The organism is Rhizobium lentis (assembly GCF_014200175.1).
GTDB classification, from domain to species: Bacteria; Pseudomonadota; Alphaproteobacteria; order Rhizobiales; family Rhizobiaceae; genus Rhizobium; species Rhizobium mulingense.
Window position 1 is genome coordinate 347,115 of sequence record NZ_JACHBD010000004.1, and the last position, 12,852, is coordinate 359,966.

General features: G+C 63.2%; 20 protein-coding genes. 6 read left to right on the top strand and 14 right to left on the bottom strand.

Annotation, left to right across the window (positions count from 1 at the left end; genetic code table 11):
• Positions 1-2: 2 nt before the first annotated feature.
• The 13 genes from GGI60_RS12405 to GGI60_RS12465 all read right to left on the bottom strand — a co-directional run bounded on the left by GGI60_RS12405 (position 3) and on the right by GGI60_RS12465 (position 10,320).
• Positions 3-2,624 (bottom strand): DNA methyltransferase, encoded by a 2,622-nt coding sequence (locus GGI60_RS12405; RefSeq protein ID WP_312862800.1) that lies wholly within the window; start codon positions 2,622-2,624, stop codon positions 3-5.
• A complete protein-coding gene (locus GGI60_RS12410) occupies positions 2,621-4,744 on the bottom strand; it encodes a DNA cytosine methyltransferase (RefSeq protein ID WP_183916070.1) in 2,124 nt (707 codons plus the stop codon). Before GGI60_RS12410 ends, GGI60_RS12405 begins: the two co-directional genes overlap by 4 nt.
• The gene (locus GGI60_RS12415) at positions 4,741-5,034 is read right to left on the bottom strand and encodes a hypothetical protein (RefSeq protein ID WP_183916071.1); all 294 of its coding nucleotides are present in this window, start codon (positions 5,032-5,034) and stop codon (positions 4,741-4,743) included. The genes GGI60_RS12410 and GGI60_RS12415 overlap by 4 nt, the downstream gene beginning before the upstream one ends.
• Positions 5,031-5,228: a hypothetical protein gene (locus tag GGI60_RS12420; RefSeq protein WP_183916072.1), complete on the bottom strand. Its 198-nt coding sequence runs from the start codon at positions 5,226-5,228 to the stop codon at positions 5,031-5,033. Before GGI60_RS12420 ends, GGI60_RS12415 begins: the two co-directional genes overlap by 4 nt.
• Complete coding sequence (locus GGI60_RS12425) at positions 5,225-5,500, bottom strand: hypothetical protein (protein ID WP_183916073.1); 276 nt, start codon at positions 5,498-5,500, stop codon at positions 5,225-5,227. The genes GGI60_RS12420 and GGI60_RS12425 overlap by 4 nt, the downstream gene beginning before the upstream one ends.
• Entirely contained in the window at positions 5,490-5,780 is a 291-nt protein-coding gene (locus GGI60_RS12430) for a hypothetical protein (protein ID WP_183916074.1), read from the bottom strand. The genes GGI60_RS12425 and GGI60_RS12430 overlap by 11 nt, the downstream gene beginning before the upstream one ends.
• The gene (locus tag GGI60_RS12435) at positions 5,777-6,859 is read right to left on the bottom strand and encodes a phosphoadenosine phosphosulfate reductase family protein (protein ID WP_183916075.1); all 1,083 of its coding nucleotides are present in this window, start codon (positions 6,857-6,859) and stop codon (positions 5,777-5,779) included. The genes GGI60_RS12430 and GGI60_RS12435 overlap by 4 nt, the downstream gene beginning before the upstream one ends.
• Positions 6,856-8,412: a hypothetical protein gene (locus tag GGI60_RS12440; RefSeq protein ID WP_183916076.1), complete on the bottom strand. Its 1,557-nt coding sequence runs from the start codon at positions 8,410-8,412 to the stop codon at positions 6,856-6,858. The genes GGI60_RS12435 and GGI60_RS12440 overlap by 4 nt, the downstream gene beginning before the upstream one ends.
• Positions 8,409-8,621, bottom strand: a complete 213-nt coding sequence (locus GGI60_RS12445; protein WP_183916077.1) for a hypothetical protein — start codon at positions 8,619-8,621, stop codon at positions 8,409-8,411. The genes GGI60_RS12440 and GGI60_RS12445 overlap by 4 nt, the downstream gene beginning before the upstream one ends.
• The gene (locus GGI60_RS12450) at positions 8,618-9,112 is read right to left on the bottom strand and encodes a hypothetical protein (RefSeq protein WP_183916078.1); all 495 of its coding nucleotides are present in this window, start codon (positions 9,110-9,112) and stop codon (positions 8,618-8,620) included. Before GGI60_RS12450 ends, GGI60_RS12445 begins: the two co-directional genes overlap by 4 nt.
• Positions 9,113-9,137: 25 nt before the next feature.
• A complete protein-coding gene (locus GGI60_RS12455) occupies positions 9,138-9,371 on the bottom strand; it encodes a hypothetical protein (RefSeq protein ID WP_183916079.1) in 234 nt (77 codons plus the stop codon).
• Positions 9,371-9,859, bottom strand: a complete 489-nt coding sequence (locus tag GGI60_RS12460) for a hypothetical protein (protein ID WP_183916080.1) — start codon at positions 9,857-9,859, stop codon at positions 9,371-9,373. The genes GGI60_RS12455 and GGI60_RS12460 overlap by 1 nt, the downstream gene beginning before the upstream one ends.
• Before the next feature lie 236 nt (positions 9,860-10,095).
• Positions 10,096-10,320, bottom strand: a complete 225-nt coding sequence (locus GGI60_RS12465) for a helix-turn-helix domain-containing protein (protein WP_183916081.1) — start codon at positions 10,318-10,320, stop codon at positions 10,096-10,098.
• Positions 10,321-10,415: 95 nt separating this feature from the next.
• On the opposite strand from GGI60_RS12465, the gene GGI60_RS12470 reads away from it, so the two are divergent.
• A complete protein-coding gene (locus tag GGI60_RS12470; protein WP_183916082.1) occupies positions 10,416-10,757 on the top strand; it encodes a helix-turn-helix transcriptional regulator in 342 nt (113 codons plus the stop codon).
• On the opposite strand, the gene GGI60_RS12475 is transcribed toward GGI60_RS12470, so the two are convergent.
• Positions 10,754-11,083 (bottom strand): hypothetical protein, encoded by a 330-nt coding sequence (locus GGI60_RS12475; RefSeq protein ID WP_183916084.1) that lies wholly within the window; start codon positions 11,081-11,083, stop codon positions 10,754-10,756. The genes GGI60_RS12470 and GGI60_RS12475 overlap by 4 nt on opposite strands.
• Positions 11,084-11,246: 163 nt before the next feature.
• On the opposite strand from GGI60_RS12475, the gene GGI60_RS12480 reads away from it, so the two are divergent.
• From GGI60_RS12480 to GGI60_RS12500, 5 genes are all read left to right on the top strand, one after another.
• Positions 11,247-11,480: an Arc family DNA-binding protein gene (locus GGI60_RS12480; RefSeq protein WP_183916087.1), complete on the top strand. Its 234-nt coding sequence runs from the start codon at positions 11,247-11,249 to the stop codon at positions 11,478-11,480.
• Positions 11,481-11,761: 281 nt separating this feature from the next.
• The gene (locus tag GGI60_RS12485) at positions 11,762-11,941 is read left to right on the top strand and encodes a hypothetical protein (RefSeq protein WP_246720372.1); all 180 of its coding nucleotides are present in this window, start codon (positions 11,762-11,764) and stop codon (positions 11,939-11,941) included.
• 70 nt (positions 11,942-12,011) lie between these two features.
• On the top strand, positions 12,012-12,329 hold the full coding sequence (locus GGI60_RS12490; protein WP_183916091.1) for an acetyltransferase: 318 nt from the start codon (positions 12,012-12,014) through the stop codon (positions 12,327-12,329).
• Between the two features lie 10 nt (positions 12,330-12,339).
• Entirely contained in the window at positions 12,340-12,588 is a 249-nt protein-coding gene (locus GGI60_RS12495; protein ID WP_183916093.1) for a hypothetical protein, read from the top strand.
• The gene (locus GGI60_RS12500) at positions 12,588-12,851 is read left to right on the top strand and encodes a hypothetical protein (protein WP_183916095.1); all 264 of its coding nucleotides are present in this window, start codon (positions 12,588-12,590) and stop codon (positions 12,849-12,851) included. Before GGI60_RS12495 ends, GGI60_RS12500 begins: the two co-directional genes overlap by 1 nt.
• Position 12,852: the final 1 nt, after the last annotated feature.

The following is a 12,852-nucleotide window of genomic DNA, read 5'->3' on the forward strand; positions in this document are numbered from 1 at the left end:
GCTCACTCCGCCGCCTCTGCGACCGCATCGAGCACGTCGAACATGTCGGGCACGGCGATCTTGGCTTCCGCCGCGCGGCAGTAGCGCAGGCCGTCGCGGAAATACTTGTCCGAGAGTTCCGAGGCCTGCCCGCGCCGGCCCTTCAGGATGGCGCGATAAGGCACTGTCATCAGGCCGCCGAAGGGGTCGTAGACGACGTCACCCGGGTTGGAGTACCGGTCGATCAGTCGGTCGACGATGTCGATCTGGAAGGGGCAGACGTGCTTTTCGAGATTGCGCTGCGCCTGCTCGCCGTTCAGCGTCCGCATCCGGACGATATCGGTCCAGACGGCCGGATGCTTCGAGCGCGGCGCCAAGGTCATGTATGTCTTCGACAGGTTGTCGCGCGCCGCCAGCTCCTCGCCGAGCCGCACGTGCTCGTCGAAATCATAGACCTGCGCGCTGTCCTGCAGCTGCTTGAACAGGTCGGAGACCACCTTCGGCCCCATGCGCACCATCTCGTCGGTGGTCAGCAGGCGATTGCCGGACGAGGGCCAGAAGGAATGCGCGTCGAGCTGCCAGCGGGCCAGCGTGTAGCCGCTGCCGGGCACATGGGCGCGCCGATCGCCGTCTGTCCACGGCACATGCGAGCCGTCGGCCGCGATCACCTGCGGCGGCTGATGCACGATCCGCTCGTCGGCGTAACCCTTGGAGCGGTCCGTCTGCGGCTTGCGGAAGAGCAGGACGTATTCCGGGCAGCCGACGCCCATCTTCGAGGCGTCCTTCATCATCTCGGAATAGGTCAGCCGATAGGTCTGATTGTTCTCCGACACGACATCGGTCGTGATGGTGATCATCCCGCAATATTGAAAGCCGTGCTTGAGGTAGTGGAAGATCGCTTCGGCATGAAAGGGCGAGATCGTCGGCACGCCCTCGCCGGTCACCGCCCCGAACAGCACCCGGTCCTTGACGTGGACGCAGGCGAGCCGGCCCGGCTGGATGATGCGCAGCAGCTCCGGCGTCAGATAATCCATCTGCGACCAGAAATGATCGTTGTCGTCGGTGTGGCCGAAGTCGTTGTAGCTCTCGGTATATTCGTAGTGGTTTGAGAACGGCACCGAGGTGACGAGCAGCCCGACCGAATTGTCGGCAGTCAGCCGAGCCTCTTCGACGCAGTCGTTATTGGCGATCTTAAAGGAATCGCCGGTTTCGACCCGCCGCTCCAGCCCGACCGAGCGCTTCAGCAGATCCGCGACCGGCAGCTTGTCGAGGCCATATTTGCGCACGATACCGGCCATGCGTTCCATCATCTCGTCATGGTCGCGCCACTTGCGCTCCATGACGCGGCGAACCTCACGCTCCGCTTCGGAATAGATGATGTCGATCCGGCATTCATGCACCTGGCCGAAGCGGACGATGCGGTGGACCGCCTGGATGAAGTCGTGGAACTTGAAGCCGATCCCGACGAAGATTTCCCAGTGGCAGTGTTTCTGGAAATTGCAGCCGGCGCCGGACATTTCCGGCTTGGTGGCGAGATCGCGGATCCTGCCATGCTTGAAGCCCAGCGCGTTCGCCTCGTTCACTTCAATCGACTGAGAGCCATAAATCGAGGCAACACCGGGCACGGCCGCCTCGATCGCGCGGCGCTCGTCCTCGAGGTCGTGCCAAAGGATGCGATGCGCCTCGGGATCCTCGGCGATCAGCGCGCACATCTTCTCGATCCGCGCGTCGAGGCTTTCGCGCTTGGCAAGGCTCGCCTGCGTCACGCCGAGGGCGGCATTGTGGATCAGCAGGCCCTGGCCGTCGCGATCGTAGCCGGCCGAGCGCGGATCGAGCTTGACCTCATGCCAGTTCACCTTCATCGGCGGCAGCTGGTAGCCTTCGTCGGAGAAACCGAGATCGGACGGCTTCTGCAGGAAGATCGCCCAGCTGTGGACCCACAGCCAGAATTCCTCTTCCTTGTGCGGGAAGAGTGTCAGGTCGCCGGCTTTTTCCGAGTTGCGCTGGAAGAAGCGCGTCAGGGCCTGGCCGGTATCCATGACGCCGAGGAAACCGGAATAGTGGATCAGTTCCTTCAGCCGGTTCGGGCTCGGCGTCGCCGTGGCGACGAACTTGTATTTGACCTTTTCGAAGAGCGGCAGGAAGGTCTGGAACGTCTTCGTTCCATAGCCGCGCAGCACGGCCGCTTCGTCGAGGCTGGCCGCGACAAAGCGGGACACGTCGATCTTGCCTTCGCGAACGCTCTCATAGTTCGTCAGGTAGATCAGCGGATTGCCTTCGACCCGGCCGTCGAGCTCGTTGCCGATCTCCGCCGTCGACCGGATGAATTTCAGCCGCACCGCGCAGTCGCCGGCGAACCGCTCTTCGGCTTCGTCGAAGAATTCCTGTTTCACGCCGAGCGGCAGCACGATCAGGCAGAGGCCGCCATCCGTGTTGCGGATCTTGCGCATCAGCTCGATCTGGATCGAGGTCTTGTGCAAGCCGAAATTTGCGAAGATCGCCCGCTGGCCGCCGCGCAGCGCCCATTGCACGATCCTGCGGCAATGCGGTGCCAGGCGCGGGTTCAGATCGCTCTCGCGAACCTCGAAGCCGGTGGCCGTGGCGATCCGCATTTTGTTGCGGAGAAAGGCGCTGTAGTCGTTCACTCCGCCGCCTCCACGAATTCATAGCGTCCGTTGCACTCGGCCAGCAGCTGGATCATCTTTTTCGGCACGCTGTTGCCGACGAGGTGGCCGATCTGGGTTTTCGTGGGCTTGCGTTTCACGAGCTTGCCGCGCTCGTCGACGTATTCGATCACGTGGTCGAAGCTCTTAGGATCGAAGCCATGCGCCGCGGCACCCTCCAGCGGGTCGAGCATGCGCATGCAGATATCGGTGATCACCATCGTCTGGCCGTTCACCTGGACGGTGACGAGGCCGTGACGGGCCAATCCAGTTAGCGCGCGCAGCGGTTCGTCGGCTCGGCCGCCTTCGGAGCCAGAACCGTAGTAGGCTTGCAAAAACGGCATGATCAGCATTTCATGACCGCCGCCGCAGGTCTGCGTCGGCAGGGGATGGCTGATATCCTGCCCGTCCTTGTCGTTGCCGCGCAGCCTGGTCAGAGCTGCAGCGACAATGCCCTGTTGCGACTGGCCGCGCTCCCCGCCGGTCGTGACCGTCGACAGCGGGTCGCGCGCATCGTGGCCATTATTGCCGGTATTGTGCTGTGCAAGGAAAACCGCGCCGACGCCCTGCTGGGGATAGACGGTCAAAGTCGCCAGCGGATCGGCAACATCACGCCCCGACCGGAACTCGACAGAGCCGTCGGCGCGCGGGTCGCCATTGTGCTGCGCCAGAAACGCCGCCACGACCGCCTGGCGCTGTCCGCCGGCCGTCTGCGTCCCGATCGGGTTCTCGATATCGAGGCACCGTGCCACCTGTCCTTCATGTTCGCCATTTCCAGCTTGGATCATGGTCGCCGCTACGAGCGACAGCCCAGCCCCTCCCGCCGTGATCGTGTGCAGCGGCTCGTCGGCAGCGCCGAAGGGCTTCTGCGCATTGCGCGTCGTCGACATGTGTACGGCCGCCACGCCGAGCGGCGGCGCGCCGCCCGGGCGCTTCTCGAAATTGTTCGCCGTATAGGTCGGCAATGGCTCCTCGACATGCGCACCAGTCGAGCCAGGCCGGAACTTCGTCAGGTGCGCTGCGACCAGGACCGAATCGGGCTTGGTGGTCACGGTCTGCATCGGCTCTTCGACCGAACGCTCCGCCGACTGCCCCATCCGGCCGCCGACGCCGGCGATAACCGGCACGACCAGCGCCAGCTCGCCGCGATGCGCGGTCGTGAAGGTGCGCATCGGCTCGTCAATGTCATGAACGCGATCGCCGCCGGTATGGGTGATCGGCACGATGAACGGCCGCTTTGCGTTGACCACATAGCGCATCACCCCGCGCGCGATCCGCCGCAGCGTCGCCTCGGCGAGCGGCTTCTTGCGGTCGAAGATCGATTTGACGGGCAGTGACCAGTCGATGATCGTATTTGCCCCGACCCACGGCTTAAGGCCGAGCGCCTTCGCCTTGTCGCGCGGCGCATGCGTACGCTCCGGCCAGTAGATTGGCCCGCCGTCGGCGCGCGCCACGCCGAAGAAACGTTTGCGGATCGTCGGGATGCCGTAATCGGCGCAGACCAGGATGCGGTGCTCGAAGCTATAACCGAGGTCCTGCATGTGCTGCAGCCAAGCGCGCCAGATACGGCCCTTGTGACGCGGATCCGGGATCAGCCATTGATTCTCGACGGGAATACGCTCGCCCTTGGCGGCCACCGAGCCGTCGCGCCGCATCGCCCTGCCCGTCTTCTTGTCGCGCTTGCAGATCAGCGGCCCCCAGGTCCGGATCTCCTGGACGTTCTCCATGGTAATCACCTCGGGGCGCACCTGCCCGGCCCAGCGCGGAATTACCCAGGCGAGCGAACGCCGGCGCTTGCTGACCGGTTTGGAACCCTTGGCGACCGAGAAATGCGTGCAGTCGGGCGAGGCATGCAGGATTCGAACGCCGCGGCCGCGCGTCGCCTGCCTTGGATCAACCTCGAAAACGTCGCAGCGCAGGTGCCTGGTATGCGGGTGGCGCTTCTCATGCATGGCGATCGCCAGCGGATCGTGATTGACGGCGAGGTGCACGTGAAAGCCGGCATCTTCCAGCCCGTCGCAACCGCCGCCCATGCCGGCGAAGAGAACGACGGTCATGCGGTTGTCGAGCACGAAGCTCTTCGGCATTGCCATGGAATTCATTCTGCCCCCTCTGCGGCGCGCGCCGCTTCCCTCATTGCCCCGGCAGCCATGTGCACGGGCATCACCACCGTCGGCGGGAAGCCGCCGTCGGGCAGTCTTGTTGCGTTCGAATAGGCGAGCAGCGCGTCGAGGTAATCGACGCCGGCGGAAAAGCCGTGCCGCTGCAGGATGGCGCGGATCGTCGCCTGCTCGCGATGGATGATCGAAAGCGGGCAACGCAGCAGCCACGATGCCCAGTCGGGCGGACCGGCACCAAGCGAGCCTTCGATGATCGGCAGGACATCGCTCATTGTCTCACCATCGCCCAGACCAGCCAGATGCAGAGTGAGGCGAGCGCCGCCGCCGCCACGATCAGCGTGTTGAATATCCGGTTCGCCGTCCGCACATAGTCCGGCACCCTCACCCTTACCGTGCCCGCCGCAAAGGCGAAGACGATGACCGTCACAGTGATCGGCACGATCCAGTTGCCCAGTTCGACAATCATGCCGCGCCCCTCGTTTCACGGTGGACACTTGCTGTAACAGCTTGATTTCGCTTGTCCCGGAAGGTGAGGTAGAGCGTCGGGTCGCGCTTCATCGCCGCGCAGAGCGCCAGCATGCTCGCAGCCGAAAGCACGCTTTCGCGGCAGGCCCGCGAGATCATTGCCGGATTGAGCCCGGCATAGATCTGCGGCGCGCTGCGCGTCGTCAGGCGGTTGTCGTCGAGCCACTGGCGGACATCGCGGGCAAGGCGGGCGCGGTCGATTTCAGGCTGCATCGCCGCCCTCCTGTCCGCCATCGTCGGTCAGGCGAATGCCGAGGCTCGCCGGGTCGATCCAGAGTGCCGCCCAGATCTTCGCTCGGGCCACGCCACCCTTCAGCCGGCCCTTGCAGGCAAGCTCGAACTCATCACGCGTCAGGCCGGAGCGTTTACGCAGATCGGCGAGCGCCGCCTTCTCGCCGTTGCGCCGCTGCGACGGGAAATCGAGCCGCACCATCATCGCGACGCGAAGGGCGAGGAACTGCTTGAGCATGGCCGGTGAGAAATCAGTCGTCATGCAGCGACCTTTCGCTTGCGCGCATCGCGGACCGCCTTGTCGGCGATCAGTTCCGCATAGCGTGCGTGGATGCTGGCGCGATCGAGGTGCGCCGATCGGAAACCTAAAATCCCGCTGATCGCCTGTCTGGTGGTCGCCAGAATGTCGGCCTCGGTATCTGTCAGCATCCGGGTCGGCCAGCCCTTCACGTAGAGCATCGAGGGCGTGATGAACTTTTCGAACAGGGCGCGTTCGGTGGCCTTGACCTTGGCCGTGGCCAGGGCGCGTTGCGACTTTTCGTCGAGCAAGTGCGGGGCGACATCACCGAGCCATCGCGCGCCCTGAAAGGCAAAGCTGCTGGCAGATTCTAAGGCCACCATGCGACGGAAAAGGTCGTGGCTTTCCGGCTGCGCCGCGGCCGCTGTCAGATCCGCAATATTCGACATGATGCAGAAGCGGCAGGAAACGCGACTCATTCCGAAATCGCGATAGGCCGGATGCAGCACAACGCCGCTGGTATCGATCGCGGAAAAGACATCTTGGACGGTCCAGTCGACGATCGGCCGCCAGTTGATGATCGGCTGCTCGGCTTCGCGATCAGCGATCGAGGCTTTGGCGCGCGCCGAGCTTTCATCCCTGCGAACGCCGGTCACGTTGACGATCAGGCGTCCGCCATAGCGACGCTTGAGGGCAGCGCGAATGACATGGGTTTTCAGCTCCGAGGTGCAGAACCGCATGGAAGGCGTCGACCAGCACGGAACGAGCGTCACCGTGCTGAGCTTCTCGTAACGCTCCACGCTGGAGCGCCATCGGGCCTCCCACCGCTCCATCAGGTCGCCAGCATTGCGGCGAACCACCAGCAGTTCGGCGCCCAGATGCTTTGCCAGCCTTTCGCAGACCGGCAGGCTGTCGTCCCATTCGACGACGCCGAGATCGCTATGAACGAGGATGCGCGGGCCGCCATGACTGATTGAGTCGAGATAGCGGAAGGTCGCGAGCGCAGCCGCCTGACTATCCTTGCCGCCGGAAACGCCGATCGCTACTGGAGCGTCTTTTGCGAGCTCGTCGGAAACGAGCGTGACAATTGCTATCGCCTTCACGCCGCCACCCCCTGCACCTGCTCGATCAGTTCGAAGAGCTTCCGATCATTGATGACCGCCGCCGTCGCCTTGAGCGCGGTCCAGCCGCCACTCGCCGTCTTGAAGCGCCCTTCGCCTGCGGGATTGATGAGCTTCTTTTCCAGCATCCAATGAATGGCGCCCTCCGCCGTCGACGGGCGCACGCCGACCGCACGGCGCAACTCGACCGCGTCGAAATCATCCTTGCCCGCGCACCAGATGAGCGCTTTCGCCGAGATATCCTCAACCCGCTCGTCGAGCGTCTTGCGCGGCGTGTCGCGGCGGAATTCGTCGAAATTGATGTTGCCGATATTGCCGCCGGCGCCCGGCTGCAGCGCTTGCGCCTCCTCGAAATCCTTCCAGTCGACGCGCTTGATGACCGTTGTGTCGCCATAGCTGCCGTCCTCCTGCCGCTCCCAGACGAACCACGCGGTATTCATCCGGCTGGACGCCTTTGGCCCCTCGTAACCCTCGCGGTGCATCATCGGCAGGCGGCGCTTGAAGACGTAGACGCGGGCCGGCGGGTTCTCGTCCATGACGAAGTTGCGCGCCTCGTCGGCGAAGCCGCAGAGGAAGTTGAGATTGAGCAGCAGCGCCATTTTGCGCGGCTTGTGAACGCGCAGTGCATGCGCGACGTAATCGTTGAGCACCTCGCCATAGGGCGGGTTGCTGACGATGTCAGGCCCCTCGCCTTCTTCATCCGGCGCGGTGGCGAGGAAGTCGCCGACCGTCTGCAGCTCGCCGTGCCGGGTCACCGTGCCACGGTCGACGAGATCGGAAATGATCACCTCGTAACCGGCCGCTTCCAGCACGCGCGAAATCGCCCCGAGGCCGCAGGAGGATTCCCAGACCGTGCCGGAGAAACTTTCATAGGCGAGCAGCGTGCGCGTCGCCTCGACCGGCGTCTGATAGAAATTGTCGCCGCGATCTTCCTTGCTGGCCGAGGCGGTGCCGACGGCGGCTCGTAGATTGGCGCGGCTCGGCTCGAATCCCTGCGCCAGGCGCGCTTCGATCGCCCGCTCGACAAGGCCCGGCTGCTTCGCCTCGGCGTCGCGCAGCTTGCGGGCTTCGTGGATTTCCTTCGACGAGAGACCCGCATCCTTCAGCGTGAAAACATTCTCGTCTGGAATGTTTTTCGGGCGGCCCTGCGTCGCCAGCACGCCGGCCTTCTGAGCATCGTCATATTGGTCGGCGAGCGCCATCTTGGCCCGGCTTTCGATCAGCAGCGCATCGCCCTGCATTTGGCGCGCCTTGCCGATCAGCTGTTCGCTGGCCTTCATGCGCTTGCCATAGCTGGCGGCCGCCTTGGCCTGGTCATAGGCGCCTGAGGAAAGCAGCAGTGCCGCCTGATAGTCCTGCTCATCGAAGAGCTTCCGCGCCCGCTCGATCGTCGCGGCGAGATCGGAGGCATCGGCGCGGGCCGCGGGCAGCAACCCCTTGCCCGGCGCGGCGGCTGCAGCCTTCAGGCCACCGAGCGTCGTCTCGATCGACGGACCGCCGGAAACCGAAATGGTGATCGGGAGGTCGTCGCTCACGGGCGCACCTCGCTGCGCATCGCCGTCTCGACCGGATACCAGCGCGAAGCGAGCTTGAGGTCACGCCGCAGGAGCCCGACGGCGTTAAGCCTCAGGCAGGCTTGCCGTTCGCGCGGGATCGTGTCGTCGACTAGGCCGTCGCGCTCGGCGACCTGCAGCATGCGTGCCGCAGTGCTGCGGCGGCCGTCGATCGCGCCTGGAGTTTTCACTTAGCAGCACCCCGCAATGGCGCGGTCTCGCGCTCCCGCGAAACCTGGTGACGTGCCCTCTGGATGGATTTCCAGCGTTCTTCGTCCATCCAGTCGGGCAGTTCGATGATGATCGCCCCCCCCTCGACCTCACGCCGCTTCGGCTCTTCGAACGAAAGCGCGATCTGCGGCGTCCAGTTGGTTTCTGGCAGCCGAAAGATCACCGTGTGTTTCATGAAGGTCGGCTTGAAATGCCCGGCGTCGGTGGGCTTGATCATCATCTTGCCCTTGTCACCGTTCTCGCCCAGCAGGAGATCGAACCGCTCCGCCTGCTTGAAGAGCAACGTGAAGAGCGCCGACGGGATGCTGATCTGCAGGCGGAACGGGGCGCCGCGCATCGAGACCGTCGATATCTTGAATGCGCCCGTTTTCGCCTTCGGCGTAGGCACGATCATGCTGAAGCCCATGGTAGTTCCCTCGTTTAGATCCGCGCGCGGCAGATCATTGCCCAACATCCGCAACGCCCTTGCGCGGCGGTCACTCAGCCCTCATCAAAGCGTCGAGATAGCCGCGCCCCTTCTCGGTCACGGTCACGAAATGCCGGTCGCCGGAAAGCCGCCTGACATAACCGCCGGCGACGGCCACCTCGGCGCCGCGCCGGTCGCTGTCGAGTGCGAGCGGATAGGCGCGGCCGTGGCGGGCGAAAAACTGCGCTGCCCGATAGAGCAGGCTGCGGCCGTCGCGATTGAGCCCCGGCTCGGTCACCCGCATCACTCCCCGCCTACGATCTTGAGGCCGGCCTTCGCGCCGCCCGAGGCTTTGATCACGGCGAGCGCTTGCCGGAGATCCGAAGCCGCCCGCTCCAGGCCGCTCGCCAGCCGGTCGACCGTCGTCGCCTCGCTCGGCGTCACCTGGCCGTCGCTGATCGCCACGGCGATGGCGTTGGCAACCTCGGCGGAGTGCCGCATCAGCTCTGCATGGCTGGTCAGGACATTCACCTCGGCGCGCCGGGCCTCGTCCGGATCCGTCAGCCGACGGCCATTGGTCTCGGCGAGCACCGCCGTCACCAGCGGCTGGCCGCAGTCGCGTTCCAGCATGGCGATCGCACCGACCGGCATCAGGTCGGGCTCCGAACCATTGTTCCAGCGACCGACCTCGCTCTTCGAATAACCGGACTTTTCGACGACGCGCATGATGCCGCCGCAGCGCTCGATCAGGTCCCTTTGGGCCGCCTTGATGCGATAGAGGAATGCGTCCATGTCCTTCACTCCAGACAAAACAAAAGCTCTTCCCGCGCCGGGAATTCCGGCGGGGTTTTCCCGTGGCGGGAACGATGCGGAAATGTGAAAACTCAGCCCATCAAGAGATCACGGGGGACCGCATGACTGGGCAAAACACAAACTGCGAAAAGAAGATGCGCCGGACGCTTGAGGCCCGCCCGTCCGGCGCAAGGCGGCGCCGCGATCACTACCTTCGCAGCGCTTCAGGGAGAGGTTCATTCGGCGGCCTCCGAAATCCCGAAGAATTCAGGCAGCAGCGCATGACGCTTAATCCCGGTCACGGCCTCGATTTCGATCGCGCGGCGCGGCGTGATATTGCCACGCTCCCAGCGCATGACCGTCGATTTGTCGACAGGCGGCGTGAAGAGCTTACCGAATTCCTCAAGGGACATCCGGTCATGCTCTTCGCGATAGGTCGTGATTTCCGATTTGTTCGCCATGCCGTTAGAGGTTGCATAACTTGCAACATTTGGCAAGAGCGAATCTTGCACACCGGTATAACGAAAATCCTTTGCCACAATTGTATGGTTGCGAAATGAACAACGTCGCACATATCCATACCGATAAGACGCCAGTTCGCGTCCACTTCATCGTCGAGTGGGCGGAAAAAAGGAATCTGAAGCAGTCCGATATCGTGCGCGAAATCGGCGCCGACAAGGGATTGGTATCCCGCTGGTTCGGGGGAACCGTTCCAAAGCCTGAATATCTCGAGAAGCTCGCCGCCCTCTTTGGAACGGACATCCACGGGATTTTCCGTCACCCCGACGATGATTGGCTGGCGCAGTTCTTTAAGGACAAATCTGCCGAACAGCGAGAGCGCGCGATCGACATGTTGCGTCTCTTGTTCAACGAGAACAAGACCGGGACAAACAACTAGTCCTCAGTCTCGAGAAAGGCCAGGGCGGCAGCAAGCATCGGCCCAACGATCGAATAGTCGCCCTCTTCATCAGCCTTTTTTGCCAGCCTCAAAGCAGCAATCGCGCCCTCCCTCGTCCGAGCTGGCGCTTTCCATTCCTGGATCACCAGCAACGGCCCGGCGTAGGAAGCCGCCGCATATGCGTTTGCGAGTTCATCGGAATGCATCGGCGCATTGCTATTATAATCTTCCATCGCCGCGCGAAAATTGTCTACAGCAGCCAAGATCGGGTCGCCGCGCCGGACGCCTCCATCACTCTTGATGGGGAATCTCAACAGTTCAGCCATTTCCTTTACCAAATAACTAAATTCCCTACCCAATCCGTCTGATCAGCCAGAGCGATCAGTCATAACTTAAACAACTAATACTATGTACCCGCGGCGCGCAAGGCATCCGTGGGGTCACTGTGGGTCATTTGAGGCGATCAAGTTTTATGTCAGCAATGAAATTATGTCCCGCGAAGATCCTACCTTCAAGCTGCGGATCACACCCGACCTGCGAAGGAAGGTAGTCGAGGCCGCAAAGGAAAATAAGCGTTCCCTGAACGCCGAAATCAAAGCCAGGCTCGAATCCACTTTTGATCATTCCGACGCTCCCGCGGCGGCAGTTGCGTTGCGTGAAATCATCGATCGCGCGACAGCCCTGCTGAAGGCCTATGAAGAGCCGGATAAAAACCAGAATTAAAATCGCTCCTCTTCGCGCTGGTGACTAACCCGCGCCTCGCGCGACCGCTCCCGCACAAGCGTTCCTTCTCCATTCCGAACACTTTGATTCGTTTCGTGCAACATCGATGTTGCACGTTATGCAATTTTCATCGTTGACGATAGTTGCATGTTATGCAACATTCCCGCTGTCCGGTGATCCTCCTCCCTCATCCGGACGTGGCGCGCAGAGACGCCGCCGGTCCGCACTCTCGCGGCCGGCGGCGGGCCGCGCAGGAGACGGGAGGGTCAATGGAGATCGTCATGAAGAAAGTTGAAGTCACCGCCGCTGACCGCCGCGACCGTCAGGAGATGCTGCGTCTTTACGAGGAGCGCGGCCCGCAGACCGAAAGGACCCTGCTTGCCGCCGGCATCAGTCTCGAGAGCCAGGCGCGCAACGCGCCATGGGTCGCCGAGCAAGTCAAGCTCGCCGAGGCCGCCTGAGGGCGTCCGCTTCGGTCACCGCCGCGTCCAGGAACGCGGCGGGTTCCGAAACGGATGAACGGAGGGCTTCATGACATCCGAGGTTTTTGAAAGTTGGGCGATCGTCGAGCTGATGGGCCATCGCAAGCGCCCCGGCTACGCGAAGGAAGTCGAAATCGCAGGCGGCAAGATGCTGCGCGTCGATATTCCCGTCAGCGACGGCGAGAGCGTGACTGAATTCTACGGAACCCCCGCGATCTACGCGATCCGCCCCGCGACCGAGGAAGTCTGCCGCGATATGGCCTATCGCAGCTACGGCATCGATCCTCGTCCCGTCCGCCCCGTCGATTACCGTCCGCACCCCTCGCTCGCCTCGTCGAGTGCGGACGATGACGGCGACGAAATCTGAGGGCACCCCGATGAACCACTTCACACCCTTTCTACCGGCCGCCGCCATCTCCCGCGGAAACCCCCGGCCGAAGTCCAGCAGCCGCGATCTCGAAACGCGGCTGCTGGAAGCCACACGGACGCGTCAGGCGCCGCAGCGCGCCAAGGCTGTCGACCTTCTGATCGGCATTCAGGCCGAGCGCATGCGCGCCATCGAATTCACGGTGCTTTTCGTCATCGTGTTCTGGCTCGGTTTCGCGATCGCGCTGAGGATTCCCTGATGGGCTCTCTCGTCCCCACGCTGGTAGCGCTCTCGGCCGTCCAGGCGGCGGCCATCATGGGCATGCTCGTCTGGCTCGTCCGTAAGGATGACCGGCGCCGCAAGGAGATCACCGCCGCGATCGAGTTCGCGCTCGGCCTCAATCTCTTCCGCCAGAGAAATTTCCTTCGCCTCTTCATCGACGGCGAGGATGCCGCCATCAATCGCGACTATCCCGAATGGGCCGATTACCGCGCCCGCTTTTACGCCCTGGAGGGCTTTTGAC

Coding starts and splice junctions, on each gene's coding strand:
- GGI60_RS12410 (WP_183916070.1), bottom strand. CDS start 4,744: ATGAATTCCATGGCAATGCCGAAGAGCTTCGTGCTCGACAACCGCATG.
- GGI60_RS12415 (WP_183916071.1), bottom strand. CDS start 5,034: ATGAGCGATGTCCTGCCGATCATCGAAGGCTCGCTTGGTGCCGGTCCG.
- GGI60_RS12420 (WP_183916072.1), bottom strand. CDS start 5,228: ATGATTGTCGAACTGGGCAACTGGATCGTGCCGATCACTGTGACGGTC.
- GGI60_RS12425 (WP_183916073.1), bottom strand. CDS start 5,500: ATGCAGCCTGAAATCGACCGCGCCCGCCTTGCCCGCGATGTCCGCCAG.
- GGI60_RS12430 (WP_183916074.1), bottom strand. CDS start 5,780: ATGACGACTGATTTCTCACCGGCCATGCTCAAGCAGTTCCTCGCCCTT.
- GGI60_RS12455 (WP_183916079.1), bottom strand. CDS start 9,371: ATGCGGGTGACCGAGCCGGGGCTCAATCGCGACGGCCGCAGCCTGCTC.
- GGI60_RS12460 (WP_183916080.1), bottom strand. CDS start 9,859: ATGGACGCATTCCTCTATCGCATCAAGGCGGCCCAAAGGGACCTGATC.
- GGI60_RS12465 (WP_183916081.1), bottom strand. CDS start 10,320: ATGGCGAACAAATCGGAAATCACGACCTATCGCGAAGAGCATGACCGG.
- GGI60_RS12470 (WP_183916082.1), top strand. CDS start 10,416: ATGAACAACGTCGCACATATCCATACCGATAAGACGCCAGTTCGCGTC.
- GGI60_RS12475 (WP_183916084.1), bottom strand. CDS start 11,083: ATGGCTGAACTGTTGAGATTCCCCATCAAGAGTGATGGAGGCGTCCGG.
- GGI60_RS12480 (WP_183916087.1), top strand. CDS start 11,247: ATGTCCCGCGAAGATCCTACCTTCAAGCTGCGGATCACACCCGACCTG.
- GGI60_RS12485 (WP_246720372.1), top strand. CDS start 11,762: ATGAAGAAAGTTGAAGTCACCGCCGCTGACCGCCGCGACCGTCAGGAG.
- GGI60_RS12490 (WP_183916091.1), top strand. CDS start 12,012: ATGACATCCGAGGTTTTTGAAAGTTGGGCGATCGTCGAGCTGATGGGC.
- GGI60_RS12495 (WP_183916093.1), top strand. CDS start 12,340: ATGAACCACTTCACACCCTTTCTACCGGCCGCCGCCATCTCCCGCGGA.
- GGI60_RS12500 (WP_183916095.1), top strand. CDS start 12,588: ATGGGCTCTCTCGTCCCCACGCTGGTAGCGCTCTCGGCCGTCCAGGCG.